This is a genomic window from Nonomuraea fastidiosa, from assembly GCF_042751225.1.
Lineage (GTDB): Bacteria > Actinomycetota > Actinomycetes > Streptosporangiales > Streptosporangiaceae > Nonomuraea > Nonomuraea fastidiosa.
On sequence record NZ_CP170570.1, the window covers coordinates 6,819,872 to 6,842,608 of the forward strand.

At 71.7% G+C, this 22,737-nt stretch carries 22 protein-coding genes and 1 riboswitch; of the genes, 15 read left to right on the forward strand and 7 right to left on the reverse strand.

Features of this window, described 5'->3' with window-relative positions; genetic code table 11:
- Positions 1–247: 247 nt before the first annotated feature.
- Positions 248–835 carry an SAM-dependent methyltransferase gene (locus tag ACFMQL_RS31190; protein WP_364052976.1) on the reverse strand — a complete coding sequence of 196 codons (588 nt, stop codon included), beginning with the start codon at positions 833–835 and terminating at the stop codon, positions 248–250.
- A 129-nt stretch (positions 836–964) separates the two neighbouring features.
- On the opposite strand from ACFMQL_RS31190, the gene ACFMQL_RS31195 reads away from it, so the two are divergent.
- The 13 genes from ACFMQL_RS31195 (at position 965) to ACFMQL_RS31255 (ending at position 16,222) form a co-directional block, all read left to right on the forward strand.
- Positions 965–2,569 (forward strand): sensor histidine kinase, encoded by a 1,605-nt coding sequence (locus tag ACFMQL_RS31195; RefSeq protein WP_378788343.1) that lies wholly within the window; start codon positions 965–967, stop codon positions 2,567–2,569.
- Positions 2,566–3,240: a response regulator transcription factor gene (locus tag ACFMQL_RS31200; RefSeq protein WP_364052970.1), complete on the forward strand. Its 675-nt coding sequence runs from the start codon at positions 2,566–2,568 to the stop codon at positions 3,238–3,240. The genes ACFMQL_RS31195 and ACFMQL_RS31200 overlap by 4 nt, the downstream gene beginning before the upstream one ends.
- Positions 3,241–3,395: 155 nt before the next feature.
- Positions 3,396–3,812: a hypothetical protein gene (locus tag ACFMQL_RS31205; RefSeq protein ID WP_364052967.1), complete on the forward strand. Its 417-nt coding sequence runs from the start codon at positions 3,396–3,398 to the stop codon at positions 3,810–3,812.
- Positions 3,813–3,822: 10 nt separating this feature from the next.
- Positions 3,823–4,419, forward strand: a complete 597-nt coding sequence (locus ACFMQL_RS31210) for a phosphoribosylanthranilate isomerase (protein WP_364052964.1) — start codon at positions 3,823–3,825, stop codon at positions 4,417–4,419.
- Positions 4,412–5,461: a GNAT family N-acetyltransferase gene (locus ACFMQL_RS31215; protein ID WP_378788346.1), complete on the forward strand. Its 1,050-nt coding sequence runs from the start codon at positions 4,412–4,414 to the stop codon at positions 5,459–5,461. The genes ACFMQL_RS31210 and ACFMQL_RS31215 overlap by 8 nt, the downstream gene beginning before the upstream one ends.
- Positions 5,462–6,058: 597 nt before the next feature.
- Positions 6,059–6,640 (forward strand): CDP-alcohol phosphatidyltransferase family protein, encoded by a 582-nt coding sequence (locus ACFMQL_RS31220; RefSeq protein WP_364052958.1) that lies wholly within the window; start codon positions 6,059–6,061, stop codon positions 6,638–6,640.
- Positions 6,641–6,644: 4 nt separating this feature from the next.
- Positions 6,645–9,149 carry a mannose-1-phosphate guanyltransferase gene (locus ACFMQL_RS31225; protein ID WP_364052955.1) on the forward strand — a complete coding sequence of 835 codons (2,505 nt, stop codon included), beginning with the start codon at positions 6,645–6,647 and terminating at the stop codon, positions 9,147–9,149.
- Positions 9,150–9,417: 268 nt separating this feature from the next.
- Positions 9,418–9,930, forward strand: a complete 513-nt coding sequence (locus ACFMQL_RS31230; protein WP_364052953.1) for an FHA domain-containing protein — start codon at positions 9,418–9,420, stop codon at positions 9,928–9,930.
- Positions 9,931–9,953: 23 nt separating this feature from the next.
- Complete coding sequence (locus ACFMQL_RS31235) at positions 9,954–10,580, forward strand: MerR family transcriptional regulator (RefSeq protein WP_364052951.1); 627 nt, start codon at positions 9,954–9,956, stop codon at positions 10,578–10,580.
- A gap of 131 nt (positions 10,581–10,711) precedes the next feature.
- Positions 10,712–11,182: a bifunctional nuclease family protein gene (locus ACFMQL_RS31240; RefSeq protein ID WP_090771501.1), complete on the forward strand. Its 471-nt coding sequence runs from the start codon at positions 10,712–10,714 to the stop codon at positions 11,180–11,182.
- Between the two features lie 147 nt (positions 11,183–11,329).
- Positions 11,330–11,950, forward strand: coding sequence for a MerR family transcriptional regulator (locus tag ACFMQL_RS31245; protein ID WP_364052948.1), 621 nt, complete (start codon positions 11,330–11,332; stop codon positions 11,948–11,950).
- Between the two features lie 195 nt (positions 11,951–12,145).
- A riboswitch (glycine riboswitch) is annotated at positions 12,146–12,242 on the forward strand.
- Positions 12,243–12,421: 179 nt separating this feature from the next.
- On the forward strand, positions 12,422–15,253 hold the full coding sequence (gcvP, locus tag ACFMQL_RS31250) for an aminomethyl-transferring glycine dehydrogenase (protein ID WP_364052945.1): 2,832 nt from the start codon (positions 12,422–12,424) through the stop codon (positions 15,251–15,253).
- Positions 15,254–15,412: 159 nt separating this feature from the next.
- A complete protein-coding gene (locus ACFMQL_RS31255; protein ID WP_364052942.1) occupies positions 15,413–16,222 on the forward strand; it encodes a hypothetical protein in 810 nt (269 codons plus the stop codon).
- 37 nt (positions 16,223–16,259) lie between these two features.
- Here ACFMQL_RS31255 and ACFMQL_RS31260 read toward each other — a convergent pair whose 3' ends face one another.
- Positions 16,260–16,607, reverse strand: a complete 348-nt coding sequence (locus tag ACFMQL_RS31260) for a hypothetical protein (protein ID WP_364052939.1) — start codon at positions 16,605–16,607, stop codon at positions 16,260–16,262.
- Between the two features lie 82 nt (positions 16,608–16,689).
- Here ACFMQL_RS31260 and ACFMQL_RS31265 point away from each other — a divergent pair, with 82 nt between their 5' ends.
- A complete protein-coding gene (locus tag ACFMQL_RS31265) occupies positions 16,690–17,280 on the forward strand; it encodes an alpha/beta family hydrolase (RefSeq protein ID WP_364052936.1) in 591 nt (196 codons plus the stop codon).
- Positions 17,281–17,732: 452 nt separating this feature from the next.
- Here the strand turns inward: ACFMQL_RS31265 and ACFMQL_RS31270 are convergent, their stop codons facing one another.
- Together ACFMQL_RS31270 and ACFMQL_RS31275 are read right to left on the reverse strand one after the other, a co-directional pair.
- Positions 17,733–17,924, reverse strand: coding sequence for a DUF5999 family protein (locus tag ACFMQL_RS31270; protein WP_364052933.1), 192 nt, complete (start codon positions 17,922–17,924; stop codon positions 17,733–17,735).
- A 197-nt stretch (positions 17,925–18,121) separates the two neighbouring features.
- Positions 18,122–18,682 (reverse strand): TetR/AcrR family transcriptional regulator C-terminal domain-containing protein, encoded by a 561-nt coding sequence (locus ACFMQL_RS31275; RefSeq protein ID WP_364052930.1) that lies wholly within the window; start codon positions 18,680–18,682, stop codon positions 18,122–18,124.
- Positions 18,683–18,818: 136 nt separating this feature from the next.
- On the opposite strand from ACFMQL_RS31275, the gene ACFMQL_RS31280 reads away from it, so the two are divergent.
- Complete coding sequence (locus ACFMQL_RS31280) at positions 18,819–19,196, forward strand: hypothetical protein (RefSeq protein WP_364052927.1); 378 nt, start codon at positions 18,819–18,821, stop codon at positions 19,194–19,196.
- Between the two features lie 368 nt (positions 19,197–19,564).
- On the opposite strand, the gene ACFMQL_RS31285 is transcribed toward ACFMQL_RS31280, so the two are convergent.
- The 3 genes from ACFMQL_RS31285 to ACFMQL_RS31295 form a co-directional block, all read right to left on the reverse strand.
- A complete protein-coding gene (locus tag ACFMQL_RS31285) occupies positions 19,565–20,944 on the reverse strand; it encodes an RNA polymerase sigma factor (protein WP_378788350.1) in 1,380 nt (459 codons plus the stop codon).
- Positions 20,945–21,121: 177 nt separating this feature from the next.
- The gene (locus tag ACFMQL_RS31290; RefSeq protein WP_364052921.1) at positions 21,122–21,493 is read right to left on the reverse strand and encodes a hypothetical protein; all 372 of its coding nucleotides are present in this window, start codon (positions 21,491–21,493) and stop codon (positions 21,122–21,124) included.
- A 43-nt stretch (positions 21,494–21,536) separates the two neighbouring features.
- Positions 21,537–22,685 (reverse strand): AMP-binding protein, encoded by a 1,149-nt coding sequence (locus ACFMQL_RS31295; protein ID WP_364052918.1) that lies wholly within the window; start codon positions 22,683–22,685, stop codon positions 21,537–21,539.
- Positions 22,686–22,737 lie beyond the last annotated feature (52 nt).

Genomic DNA, 22,737 nt, shown 5'->3' on the forward strand with positions numbered 1-22,737 from the left:
GCGGCGACCAGCCCACCGGCCGGTCCACCCTTCGCCATCATGGCGGGACCAGGGACGTGATCGCTACGGCGATGGGCACGCCGGTCCGCAGGCCGGCGGGAACCGCGGGGGCGGTCCGGACACTCGCGCCGCCGGGAAGTTGAGCAGGCAGCTCCCGGCCGCAGGCGCAACCCGTCCGATCCCGGCGCCGATCGGGCGGCCGGACACCCCGCGCTCCTCCTCCTACGCCCGGCCGGCCGCAGGTGTGTCAGCGCGGCCGGCGGGCGTGGAAGACGAACGCGGGAGGCGTGTTGCGCCACACCGTACGTCCCGGCACGACCTCCTCGAACCGCTCGGCCAGCAGCGCGCGGAACCGCCGCGCCGAGCTGAGCGGAATCGCGTGGATGTAGGAGAACGTGGTGAACGCCGCGCCCGGGCTCATCGCCTCCGTGACCGCGCCGAGCAGCTCGCGCTGCATCACGTCGGGGAACGCCGCCCACGGCAGGCCGCTGATCACCACGTCGGCGGAGCGCAGCCCTCGCTCGGCGAGCAGCTCGCCCAGCCGCATCGCGTCGGCGTGCGCCACGTCAACGGCCGGATAGCGCCCGGCCAGCAGCCGCGCCAGCTGCTCGTTCACCTCAACGGCCAGATGATGCCCGCGCCCACCGAGCCGCTGCTGGATCTCCGCCGTGAACGCGCCCGTACCGGGCCCCAGCTCGACCACGATCGGCTCGCCCCGCTCGGGGATCGGCGCGCAGACGGCCGCCGCCAGCCGCCGTGAACTGGGCGCGACCGCGCCGATCGTGCCCGGGGAGCGCAGGAACTGACCGAGGAAAAGTGCGGTGTCGTTGGGCATGCCATGAACGTAGACCGATCGGCGCCGGTGATCGCTCCCCCTCCCGGGCGGACCTGCGGCCACTTGGAGGAGGCGGGCTCCTCCACTCGGAGGATCAGCAGGCCGGACGAGGCGGCTACCGTGTGGTTCATGCGTTGGCGTGGCGTGCCGCTCGATGTCCTCCTTGCGGCCTCGGGGGTGGGCCTCGACCTGCTCACCACGGCGCACGCGGGCGACACCGAGTACCTCCCCGCCGAGGCGGCCATCCCCATGGCGCTGCTCGTCGGCCTGCCCATGGGGCTCGTCCGCCACCGGCCCATCGCCGTCACGCTCTACCTCGCGGCCGTGCTCGCCGTCACCGACCAGCTCGGCTCGTTCACCTCCAACACCGCGCAGATCCTCCTCTGCGTCGCGCTCGGCGTGGCCGGATACCGCGCCAGCGTGCGCGCCACCGCACTCGCGGTCGTCGCCGCCATCGGCGCGACCGCGATCAACATCGCAGACCCCGGCATCGCACTCACCGGCAACACGTGGATGTACGCCATGCTGCTGCCCGTCTTCCCCGCCGTGCTCGGCGGCTACCTGCGCGGCTCGGCGGAACGCCTCAACGAACGCGACGTCACCCCCGACGCGCTGCTCGCCGCCGGCGGCGTGGCGATCACCGTGCTCAGCACCTGGACGTCCTGGCACTCCGGCAACCAGCCCGTCTGGGTCATCGGGCTGCTCGCCGTCGTCGGCGGCCTGTCGCTCGGCGTCGCCAGGCGGCTGCCCGGACTGGTCTTCCTGCTCCAGGGCGTGCTGCTCGTCTCCGCCGACGCCTACCTCAACCAGGCCGTCAACACCTGCGTGATCCTCACTCTGATCGCGATCGGCGTGTTCGCCATGCGGGTGGTGTCGTGGGCGTGGACGCTGGCCGCGTATCTGACCGGCTGCCTGCTCACCGCCATCGCCGTCGTCGGCCCCGCCACCGAGATCACCCCCTTCCGCGTCGGCGTGCTCATGACGCTCGTCGCCACGCCCATCGCCATCGGCCGCTACCTCGGCATGCGCCGCGCCGCCGCCGCCGCCGAGCGGCTGCGCGCCGAGGAGGCCGCGCGCGCCGCCGTCGCCCAGGTCCGCGCCGACCAGCTCGCCGAGCGCGAGCGCATCGCCCGCGACGTGCACGACATCGTCGCCCACCACGTCGGCGCCATGGTGCTGCGGGCCAGCGCCGCCCGCTACACCGCGCCCGACGGCCCCGTCGCCGACGCGCTCGACGACATCCGCGAGACAGGACACCAGGTGCTGCAGGACCTGCGCGACCTGCTCGACCTGCTGCGCGACCCCGAACGCCAGCCCGACCTGCTCGCCAACCCGGCCGACGTCGTACGCGAGTCCGCCGAGCGCATGGCCGCCGCCGGCCTCGTCGTGGACCTCGACCTCGACCCGGCCATCGACCAGACCCCGCTCATCGCCCGCGCATCCGCGGCCAGGATCGTCCAGGAAGGACTCACCAACGTGCTCAAACACGCCGGCCCAGGCACCCGGGTCCGCGTATCCGTGACCTCCTCAGACGAAGGACTCGCCGTCGAGGTCCGCAACGGCCGCCCCCCGACCGCCATCGAACGCCTGCCCTCCTCCGGACGCGGCCTCGCCGGCATGCGCGAGCGGGTCCGCACGCTCGGCGGCACGCTCAGCGCGGGTCCCGACGGCGACGGCGGCTGGGTGCTCGCCGTCCAGCTGCCCGCCCGCCTGTCCTCGGGGAGCGTCGCGTGATCCGCGTACTGGTGGCCGACGACCAGGCGCTCGTACGCGCGGGCGTGCGCATGCTGCTGCAGGCCACGGGCGACATGGAGGTGGTCGCCGAGGCCGAGGACGGCGCCGAGGCCGTCCGCCTGGCCGAGCGCCACCTGCCCGACGTCATCCTCATGGACCTGCGCATGCCCAGGGTCGACGGCCTGGAGGCGATCAAGCGGGTGCTCGCCGCCCGGCCCTCGACCAGGATCGTGGTGCTGACCACGTTCGCCGAGGACGGCAACGTCTACGCCGCCCTGCGCGCCGGCGCCGTCGGCTTCCTCGTCAAGGACGACGACCCCGAACGCATGGTCGACGCCGTCCGCCGGGCCGCCGCCGGCGAGCAGCTCCTCGCGCCCTCGGTGCTGCGCCGCGTCGTCGAACGCTTCCTCGCCGCCGAGGAGCAGGCCGCGCCCGTCGTGCCGCCCGGCCTGACCGAGCGCGAGCTGGAGGTCCTCGCCCTGGTCGGCACCGGCCTGTCCAACGCCGAGATCGCCGAGGAGCTGCACGTCGGCGTCACCACGGTCAAGACCCACATCGCCGCCGCCATGGAGAAGCTGGGGCTGCGCAACCGGATCCAGGCGGCCGTGGTCGCCCACCGTACGGGGCTGGTCGACGCCTCCTTCCGCCCCGTACGCCACCCCCGGAGCTGACCTGGCGGGCGCGGCGGGCCTTCCGGCGGCGTACGGCAGGGACGGCGGGTTCACCCCGGGGCGTACCGGCGTCTCATCCGGCGGATGGACGACGGGACGCCCCCGCTACGCGATCATGTGAACGCACATCGATCGCGGCAGCGGAAGGACCCGCCATGCAGAAGACCCTCGGTGCCCGGGCCCGGCCGGACGGCGCGGCGGGCAGGATCTCCGCCGGCCTGCTGTACGGCCTGCGCCTGGCCGTCACCGCGCAGGCCGCGGCGCTCCTCGTGGCCGCCGCGTTCGCCGGGCAGGCCGCGGGGAACGCGGCGATGGCCGAGGCCCACATCATGGCCGGGATGGTCGTGCACGTCGTGGCGTTCGTGCAGATCGTGCTCGCGGTGCTGTTCTGGCGGCCCGGTGGCGGGGCGGGCGGGCCCGCGCTGGGCAGCATCGCGCTGTTCGCCGTCGGTCTCGCCCAGCACGTCACCCTGCCGGTCGCGCACCCGCCCAGCGGCGTGATCCTCCTCGTCCTCATCCTGGCGCTGCTGTTCTGGGTCTGGTTGTCACCGTCAGCCACCTGGCGCCGCTAAGGTCGAAGGCGTGTACGTGAAGATCTGCGGGCTGAGCGAGCCCGAACACGTCGCGACCGCCGTCGAGGCCGGCGCGGACGCCATCGGATTCGTCATGACCAAGAGCCCACGCCGCATCACGCCCGAGCGGGCGGCCGAGCTGGCCGCGCTCGTCCCGCCGCACGTCCTCACCGTCGGCGTCTTCCGCGGCGAGGACCCGCAGACCGTGCGCGAGGCGGCGCTGGCCTCCGGCGTACGCGCCGTCCAGCTCCACGGCAAGCACCCGCACGGCGACTTCACCGCACTCAAAGACCTCGGGGTCCGCCTGATCAGGGCCGTCGACGCCCAGGCCGACCTGCGCTGCGGGGCGTACGACGAAGACCTGCTCATCGTCGATGCGCCCCACGCAGGCTCCGGTCAGCCGTGGGACTGGGCGGCCGTGCGCGGGCGCCCCTCCGGCCAGTGGATGCTGGCCGGCGGCCTCGCGCCCGGCAACGTCGCCGAGGCGGTCGCCGCCGCCGAGCCCTGGGGCGTCGACGTCTCCAGCGGCGTCGAGACCGCGCCGGGCAAGAAGGACTCCGACCTGATCAGAGCGTTCCTCAAGGCAGTACGGGATCTCGATGCCTGACACCCCCCTCTCTCGTGGCCCGCAAATCGCCGTCGCTTCGCCGGCCCCGCACGAGGCCGATGACCTGGCACGGGTGCTCGGCTTCCTGCACGGCTTCGCCCGCCGCCGGGCGTCCCGCGTGCTGCCCGCGCCGGGCGGTTTCGCGGTGCTCGACGATCGCTACCCCGGCTCGTACGACGACAACAAGCTGATCGTCACGACCGCCCCCGACCCGGACCCCGGCCGGGCCACCGAGCTCCTGCTGAAGGCGGCCGACGAGCTTTTGGCCACGCGGGCCTACCGCCTGATATGCGTCGACGACGACCGGCTCGGCACCGCCTGCGCGCCCGCGTTCGAGGACGCCGGCTACGAGCGCGAGACGACGTTCGTGATGACCTACCACGGCGAGCTGCCCGAGTCGCCGCCCCCGGTCGAGCGGCTGGAGCTGTCCGAGCTCATCCCCGTGCTGCGCCGCGACTGGCGCCAGACGCTCCCGCAGGCACCGGACGACGTGATCGAGGGCCTCGCCCGCCGCGTCGAAACCCGCCTGGACGGGGCCGACGTTGTCCGCTTCTATGGGGTGCGCGCGCCGGACGGCGAGGTGGCCGCTCGCGCCGACCTGTACGTTCATGGAGGCGTCGCCCAGATCGAGAACGTCTTCACCAGCCCTGCCCACCGCGGCTCCGGCCACGCCAGAACCTTGATGACCGCCTTGCTGGCAGAGGCCGCCACCCTCCTATCCGGCACCTCACCCGCGGACACCCCGAACGCGCGGCATGGTGCGACCGAGGGGATCCCCATCGCCGGCACGGGCGAGCCTGTCGGGAGCCCTACCGCTGGGGCGGGCCAGCCTGTCGAGAACTCCGCCGCCGGTGCAGGCGAGCCCGTCGGGTACTCCGCCGCCGGGGCGGGCGAGCCCGGCGAGAACACCGAGGTGAAGACCGGCAGCGGCACGGGCGGCCTGATCTTCCTCCTGGCAGACGCCGACGACTGGCCCCACCAGTTCTACCGCCGCCTCGGCTTCACCCCGGTCGCCCGCACCCACGCCTTCCTCCACACCTGACCCGCCCGGCTCGGAGCGCCCCTGACGCTCCCGGCACGACGCGGTTCGCCGTGAGCCGCCCTCGGCACCATGCGGCCCGCCCCGGCCGTAGCCCGTCCACCGGGGCTGCGGCCGTTACCCCGCCAGGGTGGCTTGCGCGCGGCCGAGCGGGAGCCCGCTTCCGGGGCGCCCGCCGCGACGCGTCTCGCTTCCCGGCCGCCCCCGGCGCGGCGCGGCCCGGCTTCAGGGCGGCCATGCGCGGCGACCCGACCTCCGTGTCGCGCAATCCCGTCAGCCCCCGTGTTCCGTAGTCCCGTTGTGTGGGCTCTGCATGCCGTTCCTGCCTTGCGGTCCGGCCGTCGGGACGTGGCCGCGGTCGCGAGCCAGGCACACAGGGCGGTTGTCGGCGTGCGCCTGGCAAGGGGGAGCTTCGTCCTGGCAGAGTCCGAGCCCGTCGCCGTCCAGCGGGCTCCTGGGGCGCTCTGGCACGTCGGGCCGGCGGGTCGGTGTCGTTGCTCGGATGGCGCGTTCCAAAGCCCGGAGGGAGCTTCACAGGCGGCCGGAGGGCGGGCGGATGGGGACCGCTGCGGCGGAGTTCCAGGCAGTAGGGTCTCCTGCGTGAGTGAAACTTCCGCCGAGGACCGGATCTGGACGGTTCCTAACCTGCTGAGCTTCCTGCGCCTCCTGGGCGTGCCCGTGTTCTTCTGGCTGGTGCTCGGGCCCAAGGCCGACGGGTGGGCCATCGGGATCCTCGCGGTGGCCGGTTTCACGGACTGGCTCGACGGAAAGATCGCCCGCGCGTTCAATCAGACGAGCAGGCTCGGCCGGCTCATCGACCCGGCCGCGGACAAGCTGTACGTGTTCGCCACCGTCATCGCCCTCCTGCTGCGCGACGTGATCCCGTGGTGGCTGGTCGTGGTCGTGCTCGGTCGTGATCTCTTCGTCGGCTGTTTCGGCCCTGTTCTTCGCAAACACGGCTACAGGGCACTTCAGGTGCATTTCCTGGGCAAGGCGGCCATGTTCAATCTCATGTACGCCTTCCCGCTCCTCTTCCTTGCCTCGCACTCCGGGTGGTATGCCGAAATAGCACGAATTGTCGGGTGGGCGTTCGCGCTCTGGGGAACCGGCCTCTACTGGTGGGCGGGCGTCTTGTATGTCGTCCAGGTGCGCCAGCTCGTGGCGGAGGCCAGAAGGGGATGATCGGGTGAAGGCGGTCGTCATGGCGGGCGGGGAGGGCACTCGGCTGCGTCCGATGACCGCCAACCAGCCCAAACCTCTGCTTCCCGTGGCCAACCGCCCGATCATGGAGCACGTGCTGCGCCTGCTCAGGCGGCACGGCGTCACCGAGACCGTGGTGACGCTGCAGTTCCTCGCGGCCCTCGTGCGCAACTACTTCGGCGACGGCGGCGAGCTGGGCATGAGCCTCCAATACGCCACCGAGGACGTGCCGCTCGGCACCGCGGGCAGCGTCAAGAACGCCGCCGACCGCCTGCGCGACGACCGTTTCCTGGTCATCTCCGGAGATGCCCTGACGGACATCGACTTATCAGCGATGATCCGCTTTCATCGCGAAAAAGGCGCTTTAGTCACGATCGGCCTGAAACGCGTCCCCAACCCGCTCGAATTCGGGATCATCATCGTGGACGAGGAGGGCCGGGTCCAGCGCTTCCTGGAGAAGCCCACCTGGGGCCAGGTCTTCTCCGACACCGTCAACACCGGCATCTACGTCATGGAACCCGAGGTCCTCGACGCCGTCGCCACCGGCCGCCCCGTCGACTGGTCCTCGGACGTCTTCCCCGCCCTCCTCGCCCGCGGCGCCGCCATCTACGGCTACGTCGCCGACGGCTACTGGGAGGACGTCGGCACCCACGACAGCTATCTCAAGGCCCAGGCCGACGCCCTGTCGGGCCGGGTCGCGCTCGACATCGGCGGCTTCGAGGTCTCGCCCGGCGTGTGGGTCGCCGACTCGGCCTCCGTCGATCCCGACGCCGTGCTCAAGGGCCCGCTGCTCATCGGCGACTACGCCAAGGTCGAGGCGGGGGCCGAGCTGCGCGAGTACACCGTGCTGGGCAACAACGCGGTCGTCCGCGAGGGCGCGTTCCTGCACCGCGCGGTCGTCCACGACAACGTCTACCTCGGCCCCGGCACCCACCTGCGCGGCTGCGTCATCGGCAAGAGCACCGACGTGATGGCGGGCGCCCGCATCGAGGAGAACGCCGTCATCGGCGACGAATGCGTCATCGAGGCCGAGGCGTACGTCTCCAGCGGCGTCAAGGTCTATCCGTTCAAGACCATCGAGGCCGGCGCGGTGGTCAACACCAGCGTCATCTGGGAGTCGCGCGGCCAGCGCAACCTGTTCGGCCCGCGCGGCGTCAGCGGCCTGGTCAACGTGGAGATCACCGCCGAGCTGTGCGTGCGCCTGGCCAGCGCGTACGCCACCACGCTGAAGAAGGGCGAGCACGTCGTCACCTCCCGCGACTGCTCGCTGGCCGCCAGGGCGCTCAAGCGGGCCGTCATCGGCGCGCTGACCGCGGGCGCCATCAACGTCCTCGACCTGGAGGCCGCCCCGCTGCCGGTCACCCGTTTCCACACGGCCAGGGTGTCCGCGGCCGGCGGCATCGCGCTGCGCACCACTCCGGGCGACCCGCAGAGCGTCGACATCGTCATCATGGACGACCGGGGCGCCGACCTGCCGCCCGCCGCGCAGCGCAAGCTGGAGCGGGTCTTCTCCCGCCAGGAGTTCCGCCGCGCCTTCCCCGGCGAGATCGCCGAGCTGACCTACCCGTCGCGCGCGGTCGAGGACTACACCCACGAGCTGCTGCGCCATGTGGGCGTGAGCGGCGTGCGGGACATGAAGGTCGTCGTCGACTGCGCGGGCGGCACCTCGTCGCTGGTGCTGCCCACGCTGCTGGCCAGGGTCGGCGTCGAGGTGCTCACGGTCAACGCCAGGCTCGACGACGTCTCGCCCACCGAGACGCTGGCCGAGCGCCGTCGTGACCTGCAGCGCCTGTCGGAGCTGGTCAGCTCGTCGAGGGCGGCGTTCGGGGTGCGGTTCGACCCGGTGGGGGAGCGCATCGCCCTGGTGGACGAGAAGGGCCAGCTCATCAGTGAGGAACGCGCCCTGCTCGTCGTGCTCGACCTGGTGGCCGCCGAACGGCGGGGCGGCCAGGTGGCGTTGCCGGTCACCACGACCAGGGTCGCCGAGCAGGTCTGCCGCTTCCACGGCGTGCAGGTGCAGTGGACGCCCACCGCGCTCGACGCGCTCACCTCGGCCGCCGCGGGACCCGACATGATCTTCGCCGCCGACGGGCGCGGCGGGTTCGTGGTGCCCGAGTTCAGCCCGGCCATCGACGGGCTTGCCGCGTTCATGCGGCTGCTCGGGCTGGTGGCGCGCACCCGGCTGTCGCTCAGCCAGATCGACGCGAGGATCCCCGAGGCAAGGCTGCTCAGGCGGTCGGTGCCCACGCCGTGGGCGGCCAAGGGAGCGGTCATGCGCTCGGTCATCGAGGCGGCCGAGGCCGAGCCCGACGGGCACCGCGTCGACACCACCGACGGTGTGCGCGTGGCCCGCGACGACGGCAGCTGGGTGCTGGTGCTGCCGGCCGCCACGGAGCCGGTCACCGACCTGTGGGCGGAGGCGGCGGATCTGGACGGCGCCCAGGCCCTGCTCGAACGCTGGGCGCGGGTCGTGGAGCGGGCGGCGGGCTGAGCCCGTCACGCAGAGTCAACGGAAAGGGTTTGCCGATGACGTGCCCAGAGAGTGCCGCAAGATCGTAATGTAGAAACGCGCGGCGGCATGGACCACGGGGCGGGGGCGGCGGTAACTTTATCTGCGTCCGAACCACAGTGCAGCGCCCCGCCTTGACCTTTGCCGCTGATCAGCGTAAGTTGCGGCATTCGCAAACGTGAAAATAGCGAAGCGAGGCGCGCCCAGAGCACCGTCGCCGCGTCTTCGCGGTAGGAGGCCGAGCCGATCGATGCCGAGCGTCTACTGCACGCAGTGCGGGCACGCCAACCCCGAGGATGCCCGTTTCTGTTCCCGTTGTGGGTCGCCGCTGACCAGACACGAGGTCTCCGGGGACACCACCTCGACGATCTCCATAGCGGGAATCGAGGCGTACGAGGCTGAGACAGGCGACATGCTCCAGGCCGAGCGGGCGCTCGTCGAGCAGCTTCCGCCCGGCACGGCGTTGCTCACCGTGACCAGGGGCCCCAACCAGGGGAGCCGTTTCCGGCTCGACAAAGACCTGACGACGACGGGGCGCCACCCCGAGAGCGACATCTTCCTCGACGACATCACGGTCTCCCGCCGCCACGTCGAGTTCTACCGCCACCCGGGCGGTCAGTTCTCCGTGCGCGACGTGGGCAGCCTCAACGGCACGTACGTCAACCGCGAGCGTATCGAGGAGGTACCCTTGCACTCGGGCGACGAGGTGCAGATCGGCAAGTTTCGCCTTCTCTTCCTGATGCGGGGCAGCTCCGGCGTATGACTTCACAGGCGGCACGCTCGCACATGAGCATCGGGGAGGTGCTCGCGCTCCTGCGGAGCGAGTTCCCCGATGTGACGATCTCCAAGATCAGGTTCTTGGAGGGCGAAGGGCTGATCGAGCCCGAGCGCAGCCCCTCCGGCTTCCGCAAGTTCACCCACCTGCACGTCGAGCAACTGCGCTTCATCCTGACCGAGCAGCGCGACCACTACCTGCCGCTGCGCGTGATCAAGGACAAGATGGCCGAGAGCTTCGGCCGGCCGCGCGCGGTGCAGCAGGCGCAGGAGGTCAAGCTCAGCCGGGCCGAGCTGCTCGAGAGGGCGGGCATCGACGACGAGACGCTCACCGAGCTGGAGGACTACGGCCTGCTGGCCCCGGTGGCCAGGCGCTACGACGAGGAGGCGCTCAAGATCGCCCGCACCGTCGGCGCCCTGGCCCGTTTCGGCCTGCACGCCCGGCATCTGCGGGCGGTCAAGGCGGCGGCCGAGCGCGAGGCCGGGCTGGTCGAGCAGACGGTCGCCCCGATACTCAAGCGGCGCCGCCCTGGAGCCATCGGAGAGGCCGACGAGGTCGCCCGCGAGCTGTCGAATCTTCTGCTCGACCTGCACGCATCCCTTGTGCGCACGGAGGTGCGGTCGGTCCTGGGTCGTTGACGACGAAGCGAGCTGGGAGGCGAGGGCACATTCCGGGCCCACCGGGTGTTACGTTGAATTGCAGGAACCAGTCAGCAGAAGCGATGTTCACAAGCTGTGCCGGGTGACCGGTCAGGAATACGGAGCAGCCCGTGTTGCAGATGGAGGTCGTGGGCGTTCGAGTTGAAATGCCCACAAATCAGCCGATCGTCTTGCTCAAGGAGGCACACGGGGAGCGGTTCCTTCCTATATGGATCGGCATGACCGAAGCCACGGCCATCGCACTGGCCCAGGCTGAGGAGCCGCCGCCGCGGCCGCTCACCCACGATCTCTTCCGAGACGTGCTGAGCGCCCTGGGTGTGGGCCTGCGAGCGGTCAACATCGTCGCCCTGCGCGACGGCATCTTCTTCGCCGACCTGGTGTTCTCCAACGGCGTGGAGGTGAGCGCGCGGCCGTCCGACTCGATCGCGCTCGCCCTGCGTACGGGGGCGCGGATCTTCGCCAGCGAAGAGGTCGTCCAGGAGGCCGGGGTGATCATTCCGGACGACCAGGAGGACGAAGTGGAGAAGTTCAGGGAGTTCCTTGACACGATCACTCCTGAAGACTTCGGCAGGGCGGGGTAGGTATTTCAGTGCATTTACGCTTCACGACGCGCCGAGCCGGATCGTTGACTGAGCATGGTCACGGTCCTACGGTGCAAGTGAAACCCGTGGCCGCCCTTTACGAACCCCCAGATCAGGCCACGGGATGAGAGAAAGCCGGAGGTCCGCGTGGCGGTCAGCAGCGGCGAGGGAAAGACGGCCGGCCAGGAAGATCCGGTGCGGCGCGAGAGCGCGCGGCAGCGTGCCGGAGAGCAGGGACTGCTCTTCGACGAGCAGCCGACGGCGCTGCCGGGTGACATCGGATACCGCGGGCCCACGGCCTGCGCCGCCGCCGGCATCACCTACAGGCAGCTCGACTACTGGGCGCGCACGGGCCTGGTAGAGCCCACGATCAGGGCCGCGCACGGTTCGGGCTCACAGCGGCTCTACAGCTTCCGCGACATCCTGGTGCTCAAGGTCGTCAAACGGCTCCTCGACACCGGGGTGTCGCTGCAACAGATCCGTACGGCCGTCCAGCACCTGCGTGACCGCGGGGTCGCCGACCTCGCCCAGATCACGCTCATGAGCGACGGCGTCAGCGTCTACGAGTGCACCTCGGCCGACGAGGTGATAGACCTCCTCCAGGGCGGGCAGGGCGTGTTCGGCATCGCGCTCGGCCGGGTCTGGCGCGAGGTCGAGGGATCCCTCGCGGAGCTGCCGGGGGAACGAGCGGCGGTCGAGGACACCGTCCCGGCCGACCACCCCGCTGACGAACTGGCCCGCAGGCGGCGCGCCCGCCGCATCGGCTGACCTGATCACTTCCGTACCGCTCGCACCCGGGGGAACGCCGCCCGGGGCGGGGCACGCAGGGGAGCGGAGAGGCGGCACAGCGTCACCACGCCATCAGGCCCTCACCGCCGGACCTGCGGTGAAGTGCGCCCTTCACGCGTGGTGCGGTGCACGGCAATCCCGGCCTAACGTAGTAATCTAGGACAGCAAAGCTGACGACCCCGTGCGGGAGAGTCCCCGGGCACCGTGCCCAGGGCGCCGAAGGAGCAACCCTCCCCGGAATCTCTCAGGCAACCGGTACCGCTCGGGCGAGGCGACTCTGGAAAGCAGGCGCGCCCGCCAGGCGTGTCTCACCGACGGTGCAAGCCCTGCGTCAGGGTGAAGCTCTCAGGTCGTGGCGCCGCGCAACGCGTGGCCCGCGCTGACAGAGGGGGAGATCCGGCACTCGCCCGCGCCCCGGCGCCGGTCTCCGAAAGCCTCGGGAGGCACACCATGACCGATCTGTCAGCTCCGCCGTTCTCGTCCAGGCATATCGGCCCCTCCGAGTCCGAGCAGCAGCGCATGCTCGAGGCCGTGGGCTTCGAGTCCGTCGCCGACCTCGTGGCCGTGGCCGTCCCGGAGTCGATCAGGGCCAAGGACCGGCTCCGGCTGCCCGCCGCGATCGGCGAGGCCGAGGCCATCGCCGAGCTGCGCGCTCTGGCCGGCCGCAACAAGGTCCTCACCTCCATGATCGGCCTGGGCTACTACGACACCGTCACGCCCGCCGTCATCCGCCGCAACCTGCTGGAGAACCCGGGCTGGTACACCGCCTACACGCCGTACCAGCCGGAGATCTCGCAGGGCCGCCTTGAGGCGCTGCTGAACTTCCAGACGGTCGTCTCCGACCTCACCGGCCTGCCCGTCGCCGGCGCGTCCCTGCTCGACGAGGGCACCGCCGCCGCCGAGGCCATGACGCTGGCCCGCCGGGCGGGCAAGTCCAAGAGCAACGTGTTCGTGGTGGACGCCGACGCGCTGCCGCAGACCAAGGCCGTGCTCGCCACCAGGGCCGAGCCGCTCGGCATCACGCTCGTCGAGCACTCGCTCGACGGTGAGCTGCCCGAGTGCTTCGGCGTGCTCGTGCAGTACCCGGGCGCCTCCGGCCGGCTGCGCGACTTCCGCGACGTCGCCGCCGCCGCGCACGACAAGGGCGCGCTCGTCGTGGCCGCCGCCGACCTGCTGGCGCTCACGCTGATCGCCGCCCCCGGCGAGCTGGGCGCCGACATCGCCGTCGGCTCCTCCCAGCGCTTCGGCGTGCCGTTCGGCTTCGGCGGTCCGCACGCGGCCTACATGTCCGTACGCGACGGGCTGCAGCGCCAGCTCCCCGGCCGCCTGGTCGGCGTGTCCGTGGACGCCGACGGCGACCCCGCCTACCGGCTGGCCCTGCAGACCCGCGAGCAGCACATCCGCCGCGAGAAGGCCACCAGCAACATCTGCACCGCCCAGGTGCTGCTGGCCGTCATCGCGAGCATGTACGCCGTCTACCACGGCCCCGAGGGCCTGCGCCGCATCGCCCGCCGCGTGCACCGCCAGGCCAGCGCCCTGGCCGAGAGCCTGAAGGGCGCCGGCATCGAGGTCGTGCACGGCGAGTTCTTCGACACCGTGCTCGCCCGCGTGCCCGGCAGGGCCGCCGAGGTCGTGGCCGCCGCCGCCGAGCGGGGCATCAACCTCTGGCAGGTGGACGCCGACCACGTCTCCGTCGCCTGCGACGAGAAGACCGGCGCCGCCGAGCTGGCCGCCGTACGCGCCGCGTTCGGCGTCACCGGCGACGCGATCGAGCCCGAGCAGGCCCCCGACGCGCTGCCCGCCTCGCTGCTGCGCGAGAGCGACTACCTGACCCACCCGGTCTTCCACCAGCACCGCTCCGAGACCGCGATGCTGCGCTACCTGCGCAAGCTCCAGGACAAGGACATCGCGCTCGACCGCTCGATGATCCCGCTCGGCTCCTGCACGATGAAGCTGAACGCGACCACCGAGATGGAGCCGATCACCTGGCCGGAGTTCGCCGCCATCCACCCGTTCGCGCCCGAGTCGCAGGCCGAGGGCTACCGCGAGCTGATCGGCACGCTGGAGAGCTGGCTCGCCGAGGTGACCGGCTACGACGCCGTCTCCATCCAGCCGAACGCCGGCTCCCAGGGCGAGTTCGCGGGCCTGCTGGCCATCCGCGCCTACCATCGCGCCAACGGCGAGGACCGGCGCGACGTCTGCCTCATCCCGTCGTCCGCTCACGGCACCAACGCCGCCAGCGCCGTCATGGCCGGCATGCGCGTCGTCGTCGTGGCCTGCGACAAGGACGGCAACGTCGACCTCGCCGACCTCGACGCCAAGATCGAAAAGCACCGCGACGCGCTCGCCGCGATCATGGTGACGTACCCGTCCACGCACGGCGTGTACGAGGAGGCCATCACCGAGATCTGCGCCAAGGTGCACGAGGCCGGCGGCCAGGTCTACGTCGACGGCGCCAACCTCAACGCGCTCGTCGGCCTGGCCAAGCCGGGCGAGTTCGGGGCCGACGTGTCCCACCTCAACCTGCACAAGACCTTCTGCATCCCGCACGGCGGCGGCGGGCCCGGCGTCGGGCCGGTGGCCGTCCGCGCCCACCTCGCCCCCTACCTGCCCGGCCACCCGCTGCGCGGCGGCACCCCGGTCGGGCCGGTCTCGGCGGCGCCGTACGGGTCGGCGGGCATCCTGCCCATCTCGTACGCCTACGTCAGGATGATGGGCGCCGACGGCCTCACCGCCGCCACCCAGCAGGCCATCCTGTCGGCCAACTACCTCGCCCGCCGGCTGGCCCCGCACTACCCGGTGCTCTACACCGGCCGCGGCGGCCTGGTCGCGCACGAGTGCATCATCGACCTGCGGCAGATCACCAAGGAGACCGGCGTCACCGTGGACGACGTGGCCAAGCGCCTCATCGACTACGGCTTCCACGCGCCGACCATGTCGTTCCCGGTGGCCGGCACGCTGATGATCGAGCCCACCGAGAGCGAGGACCTCGCCGAGCTCGACCGGTTCGTCGACGCGATGATCGCCATCCGCGGCGAGATCGCGAAGGTCGCCTCCGGCGAGTACGACAAGACCGACAACCCGCTGCGCAACGCCCCGCACACCGCCGAGTCGGTCACCGCCGACGAGTGGACGCACCCCTACAGCCGCAGCGAGGCCGCCTACCCGGTGGCGTCCCTGCGCGAGAACAAGTACTGGTCGCCGGTGCGCCGCATCGACCAGGCGTACGGTGACCGCAACCTGGTGTGCTCCTGCCCGCCGCTGGAGGCGTACGAGGACTGAGCGGAGACCGGAGGGCGGGCCGCACGAGCCCGCCCTCCGGCATGCGCGGCCGCTCCCGCGCCCCGCCGGCGAGCCCGCCAGTCCTTCGGCGTCAAGTGAGCAGACATGATCGACGGAAGTCGTTAGGCTCGGGGCCGACCGTCCCCACAAGGAGCTCCGTTGACGTCCTCAGAACTGGAGACCTCGCCCCTCGACACCGCCCGCCGCCTGGCCGAACGCGGCGAACTCGACGCGGCGGCGGCGATACTCGGCGAGCTGGCCGACGATCCCGACGAGCCCGACCGCGCCCAGGCCGCCGTGGGCCTCGCCGTGGTCCTGGAGCAGCGCGGCGACGTCGAGGCCGCACGGCGGGCCGCCAGGACCGCCCTGGCCACAGGACACCCCGAATACGCCGCCCAGGCCGCCTGCCACCTCGCCCAGGGGTTCGAGCGCGAGGGGCGCGACGAGCAGGCCAGGGGCGCCTGGCAGGCGGTGCTGGGGGTCGGGACGCCCGCGTACGTGCCGCTCGCGCGCCTCGGGCTGGCCAGGCTCGCCGTCCGCGAGGGCAACCTGGCCGAGGCCGAGAAGGAGCTGCGCGAGGCCATGCAGGCCGGCGTCGAGGCCGGAGACGCGCGGATCGGCGCGCACGCCGCCCAGCGCCTGGCCGATCTGATGGTCGAGCACGGCGAGCCGGGCGCGGCGGCCGAGGTGCTGCTCGACGCTCTGGAGTTCGCCCCGGAAGACGAGATCCCCGGGCTGCGGGTGCAGCTCGGCATCGCGCATCTGGAGCTCGCCTGCGCCGAGTTCGCCGAGAGCGTCGAAGGCGGCGCCGACCCGCAGACCAGCGCCCTGGCCATCGAGCTGCTGGCCCGCACGCTGCCGCTGCGCGGGCGCAATGAGGACGCCGAGCGGGTGTGGACGTACGGGCTGGAGCACGAGGACGAGACGCTCGCCGCCGAGGTACGCCTGCGCTACCACCGCGACACCTGACGCGCTGGCGGATCGCGTCGCCTGGGCGCCGCGCCGGTCAGCGGCGCCGCATGATCACGGCGGCGGCCGCCACGTTGATCGCGACGATCGCCATCCAGGTGATCAGCAGGCCGCCCGCGCCCGCGCTCGCGACCGCGATGCCGGTCAGCGGGATGCTGAGGGCCAGCGAGCCGATCACGATCGCGACCATCGGCCCGGCCGGGCTCTGCCGCTTGCCCTGCGGCGCGGGCTCGTGGCGGTCGAGCTCGGCGCGTACGCGGTGCGCGATCGTGGCGTCGAGACGCTCCATGAACGAGTCGATGAGGGCGGCCTCGTACTCCGGGCCCAGGTCGCGCCGGGCGTCCAACGTGGCCTGCAGGTCGTCCCTGAGGCGTTTGTCTGACATGCGATCTATCATCCACGGGCCGTGGCACGCCGTCATCCCACCTGAGAGGTAGGGCGTGATCCTCCGGAGGTACGGTGCTGCCATGCAGGTGATGACCCCGAGAGGCCCGGCGATGGCCGAGATCGACGAGGCCGAGGACCCCAGGCTGTTGCTGGTGATGACCCACGGCGCCGGCGGCGGCGTGGACTCGCCCGATCTGCTGGCCGTGCGCGATGCGGCCCTGGCGGTGGGGGCCACGGTGGCGCGGGTGACGCAGGCGTTCCGGGTGGCGGGGGCGCGGGCGCCCGGCTCCGCGGCTGCGCAGGACGAGGCGTGGGAGAGCGTGGTGAACGCGCTGCGCGAGCGCTTTCCCGGGCTGCCGCTGGTGCAGGGCGGGCGGAGCAACGGCGCGCGGCTGGCCTGCCGTACGGCCAAGGCCGTCGGCGCCGTCACCGTGGTGGCGCTGGCCTACCCGGTGCACCCGCCGGGCAAGCCGGAACGTTCACGGGCCGACGAGCTGCGCGAGGCCGGGGTCGATGTGCTGGTGGTGAACGGCGATCGCGACCCGTTCGGCATACCCGATGCGGAGGACGCGGCCCGGCTGGTGGTGCTGCCGGGGGAGAACCACGACCTCAACAAGAACCCCGCCCGGGTGGGCGAGATCGTCGCGGAGTGGCTCACCCGGTACGCCTAGCCCGCACTGTCCGGGCCTGAGCGCTTGTGCCTGCGTGGGTGTGGTTCGCCCGCACCGCGCGGGCCTGCGCGCGTCGTACGCTCCTTACCCGCGCCGCCTGCCCGGCCGGACCGGGCGGGCCTGCACGGGCGCTGCGCGATCTTCATGCGCGTCGTGTGGCTTGCTCAGGCGCCTTGCTCGGCCTGTGCGCGGCATCGCGTGCGCTTCTTGCGCACGTCGTTCGGTTGCAGGTTCACGCGCGCTGTGCGGGCCGTCGCATCAGGCCGCACGGGCGGGATGCCGGCTTCTGGGCCGGCTTTGTACGGGTCTAGAAGGGTCTTCGCGCGAAACCTCTGGGCGGCCCTTCACGGGCCTTCGTATGGGCCCGCGCGCGGCGTTCATGTGCCGCTGGCGCGGGCCGGCGAAGATGGGCGGCCTGGCGCGGAGCCGCGCACCGGCCGCCCGGTGGCGGGTCAGGCCGCGCCGACCACGGGCCGGTGCGGCGCGATGGCCGCGCCGCTGGGCAGAAGCTCTCCGGTGTCCTCGAACAGGACGACACCGTTGCAAAGCAGGCTCCACCCCTGTTCGGGGTGACTGGCGAGTGTGCGGGCCGCTTCGCGGTCCGGCGCCTCTGCATCCGGACAGGCCGGTTCATGCGGGCACATCGGCGTGCCTCCGATATCTCGTGGGATGCTCCCGTGGTGGAGGGGCGGGAGCCGGCTCGGGTAGTTGTGCTGGCCCGTGTGGCGAGTCACACGTTTCGGCATGGCCCGCAGGGACTGTTACAGGAGGGTCCCCGAACCGTGTGACCTTCGACACAACGTGCCTCTTGCAGGATAACGGGCCGAGCGCACCACGCGCATCACGTTTGCAATCCCTTGAGAAGAGCGTCGAGTCCGCGCTCGAAGTCCTCATCCGCTCTTTCGTCCCGCCTGACCCATTCATCGACCTCGGGGTCGGCCCAGCCGGACTGCTGCACCTCGACCGCCACGCTGCCGAACACGAAGGCCCGCAGCGCGCGTACGGCCTCGGCGGCGTTCTCCAGGCCAGCCTCGGCGAGCTGCTCGGTCTGCTCCCTGATCGCGATCGCCGTGGCGCCCTTGGGCGGCTTGGTCAGCGCCAGCGCCAGTACGCCCGGGTGCTCGCGCAGCAGCTCCCTGCTCGCCCGGCACCACGCCTTGGCCGTCTCCTGCCAGGTCGATCGCGGCTCGACGTGCACGGACGTGACGTGCTCCGCCAGGGCGTCCATCAGCGCCTCTTTGCCGCGGGGCAGGTGGTGGTAGATGGCCATGGCCTCGACCTGCAGCGCGTCGCCCAGGCGGCGCATCGTGAGCCGGCGCAGGCCCTGGCTGTCGGCGATGTGCAGCGCGGCCTCGATGATCCGCTCGCGCGAGAGGGGGACTGGCGGTCTCTTGGCAGGCATGCCGGTGATCTTACTATGTAAAGGCGCTCGCGCCGGGGCGATTTCCGTCCGTGTCGCCGGACGGCGTACGCTTGGCGGTTGAACGAGTAACGACAGCGTGAAAGGGCCGGGTCGAATGGCGTTTTTCCGTCCGCGGGTGAGCCGGGAGGCAGAGGTTCGCTACCACGCGGACCAGGAGATAGCCAAGAGCTTCCCCGAGTTGCTCGACAAGGCCAGGCAGGCCGAGCGCACGCTGCAGGAGCTGCGTGCCGCCGACGCCGACGAGTTCGAGCTGCGCGAGGCCGGGCTGGCGTTCGACCGCGCGCTGACCGAGGCGCTGCGGGCCGCCGAGGCGGGGCAGCGGGCCACGTTCGGAGTGAAGGCCTACGACGACCGGATCGCGCGCCGCAAGGCCAAGGCGACCCCCAAGGGCGCCATGTGGACCGCCGAGGTCAACCGCCTGCGCACGCTGCGCGAGGAGAACCGCCTGTGGGGCATCCCGCGCGTCCCGCAGCGCGTCCCCGCCGCCCGCTGAACACCACCGTTTTCCGCTGACGGCCGCGCCGCTCGCTGACCAGCATCGTCTTGCGCTGACGGCCGCGCCGCCCGTTGAACGGCACCGTTTTCCGCTGCCGGCCGCGCCGCTCGCTGACGCCGTGCGCCTGGTGAACGGTCGCGGCCGCCCGGCTCGGCGTCCGCCGGACGCAGGCGACCCCCGCGCTCGCCGCCGCCTTCGGCGGTCTCTTCGCGGTGGGCGGCTTTTCGTGGTTTCAGCGGTCTAAGTGGCTCGTGATCGCCCGGCGGGCCGGTCGGGCCCGTGCATGACGAGAGCCCCGGTGGGCATGACGAGAGCCCCGGTGGATCACCGGGGCTCTCGGTGCCGGCACGCCCAGCCGGGCGGCGTCAGCTCGCCCAGTCCAGCAGCGGACGCGTGTTGCTGGGGTGGCGGAGCTTCGACAGCGACTCCTTCTCCAGCTGGCGGATCCGCTCCCGGGTCAGGCCCAGGTGCTTGCCGATCTCGTCCAGGGTGTGCGGCTTGCCGTCCACGAGGCCGAAGCGCAGCGCCATGATCTTCGACTCGCGCGGCGAGAGGTTGTCGAGCACGCCGCGCAGCTGGTCGCCCAGCAGCTGGCGGTCGACGATCTCCGACGCCTCGGGGGAGTCGACGTCCTCGATGAGGTCGCCGATCGTGGTCTCGCCGTCCTCGCCGATCGTCGCGTTGAGCGAGATGGGCTGCCGGCTGGTGCGCAGCAGTTCCTCGATCTGATCGGGCGTCTTGTCCAGCTCGACGGCCAGCTCCTCGGGGGTGGGCTCGCGGCCCAGCCGCTGGTGCATGTCACGCTCGACCCGCGACAGCTTGGAGAGCATCTCCAGCACGTGCACGGGCAGCCGGATGGTCCGCGCGGAGTCGGCGAAGCCGCGCTGGATGGCCTGCCTGATCCACCACATGGCGTAGGTGGAGAACTTGAAGCCCTTGGTGTAGTCGAACTTCTCCACGGCCCTGATCAGGCCGAGGTTGCCCTCCTGGACGACGTCCAGCAGGGACATGCCGCGGTCGGTGTACTTCTTGGCCACCGACACCACGAGGCGCAGGTTGGCCTCCAGCATGTGGTCCTTGGCCTGCTTGCCGTCCTCGACGACCATCTTGAGGTCTTCGCGCAGGTCCTCGGGCAGGTCGGGCTGGGTCTCCAGCTTGTACTCCGCGTACAGGCCCGCCTCGATGCGCCTGGCCAGCTCGACCTCCTGCGCGGCGGTGAGCAGGGTGCGGCGGCCGATGGACTTGAGGTAGGTGTGCACGGAGTCGCCCATGACGGACGCGGTGTCGTCGAGGTCGAGCGGCTCGTTGTCGAGGTCGGCGTCCTCGCCGTCGATGGCGAGGTCCTCGGCGACGTCCTTCACCGGATCCTCGACCGGCTCCGGCGTGGGCTCGGGCTCGGCGCCGTCGGTCTTGCGGGACTTCTTGCCGTTGGGCTTCGCCGGCGCCTTCGCGTCGGTTTTTGCCTCGCTCGCCTTGCGGCCGGTATTCTTTGCCCGCGAGGTGGTCTTCTTGGCGGTGGCCTTCTTGGTGGGGGTCGTGGTGCTGAGAGACGGCTCGTTCTCGGCGGCCAGGCTCACGCCGGCCTCTGAGAGTTCACGCAGGATCGTGCGGCCTTCAGAGGGGCTGATACCGGCCTTCGCGAAAGCGTCACGCAGCTCCGCCAGAGAGAGGTGACCCTGCGCTCGCCCTCGTTCAATGAGCTGGTCGAGAGATACGGGCGGGGTCGCCACGGCGGTTCTGGGCATGAGGACACCTCCTCCGTACGGAGTGGAAGCGATCAGGCAGGTTGTGGTGGGGCGGTCGACGTCCGCACGGCGCACCAGTATCAATAACGCCAATCGCCGTCATTTGTTCCCGTGCGCCCGATGCGGGGGATGAGAAGGGGCCGATGGCCCGAATACTCAACCGCCCCGTCCCGGTTCTTATTCCGGCTGCCCGGCGATCTCTCCGGATTCGCCCTCGCTCGGCTGCTGCCCGCCCGGCTCGGCGTCGCCGATCTCCAGCTTGCCCACCTCGGGCATCGGCATCGGCTGGGCGTCCTCCATCCGCTGGTCGCTCCAGTAGCGGAGCACCGTCTGGGGGTCGGGGTTGACCTCCGTGGAGACCACGGCGGGCTCGCTGCTCTCGGGGCTGGGCTGCTCGCCGGACGGTGACGCCTTCTCCATTTCGGCTCTGGTCTCCCTGGCGACCTGGTCGAGCTTGCCCGCCGAGGCGGCCGCCGCGACTGAGGCGCCCCCGACGATGATGACGCCGACGACGGCCGCGGATGCCCACATCTTGCGGGTCTGGTCCATGAAGGCTCCCTCCTTCTCCCCACTATGACGCAGCCGCAACTCGTCAGGTTCCTGCCCTCAGCCGTACTAGATCGGTCTTTCCGTTCGGCAGCAGTGGCAGCCGGGACATCAGCCGCAGGTCGCGCGGGGCGGCGTGGGGAGGAAGCCTGTCGCGGCAGTATGCCCGCAATTGTGAAAGTGTTGGTGGTGCGTCGGGGTCGGCGGGGACCACGACGGCGGTGACCAGCTCACCCCACTCCGGATCCGGTACGCCGATCACGGCCACGTCGGCGACCTCGGGGTGCGTGGCGAGCACGGCGGTCACCACGCCCGCCACCACCTTCTCGCCGCCGGTGTTGATGACGTCGTCGGCCCGGCCGAGCACGCGCAGCCGCCCGCCGTCGAGGTCGCCGAGGTCGGAGGTGACGAACCAGCCGCCGTCGAGCGGGGCGGGCGGCCGGTCGAAGCGGTAACCGGAGAACAGCACCGGCCCGGCGATCCTGATCAGGCCGTCATCGCCGATCTTGACGTCGACGCCGTCGAGCGGACGGCCGTCGTAGACGCAGCCGCCCGAGGTCTCACTGCTCCCGTACGTCGTCACCACCCGCGCGCCCAGCTCGCGGGCGCGCTCCAGCAGGCCGGGACGGGCCGCGGCGCCGCCGAGCAGGATCGTCTTGAACACCGACAGGTCCGCGCCCATCTCGACCAGCCGGTGGAGCTGGGTGGGCACCAGCGAGACGTGGTCGGCGCCGGATTCGAGCACCGCCCGGGGGTCGAAGGCCGGGTGGATCACCGGCTCGCTGTCCGAGAGCAGCGCGCGTATCAGGACCTGCAGGCCGGAGACGTGGGAGACGGGCAGGCAGCACAGCCAGCGCTCGCCCTTGGCCGCACCGACGCGGCGCAGCGAGGCGGTGGCGGAGGCGCGCAGCGCGGCGGCCGAGAGCATGACGCCCTTGGGCGGGCCGGTGCTGCCGCTGGTGGAGATCACGACCGCCACGTCGCCGGGGACGCCGGCGCCGTCGTCGCGGGGTGAGCCGCCGACATGGGTGGGCCGCAGCGCCTCGATGGCGGGACCCTCCTGGCCGGGGGTGAGCGGGAGGATCGCGGGCCCCTCACCCGCCAGCGCGTCGCGGATCGCCGCGAACAGGGCAGGTCCCGGAGGCTGCACGATGGCATGCAGTGGCCGGTCCGGATGCGACGGGTTCCTCCACATGCTCGTAAGGTTAATGGCGACAGGTCGGACAGCGGGTTCAGGGAGGGTCGTG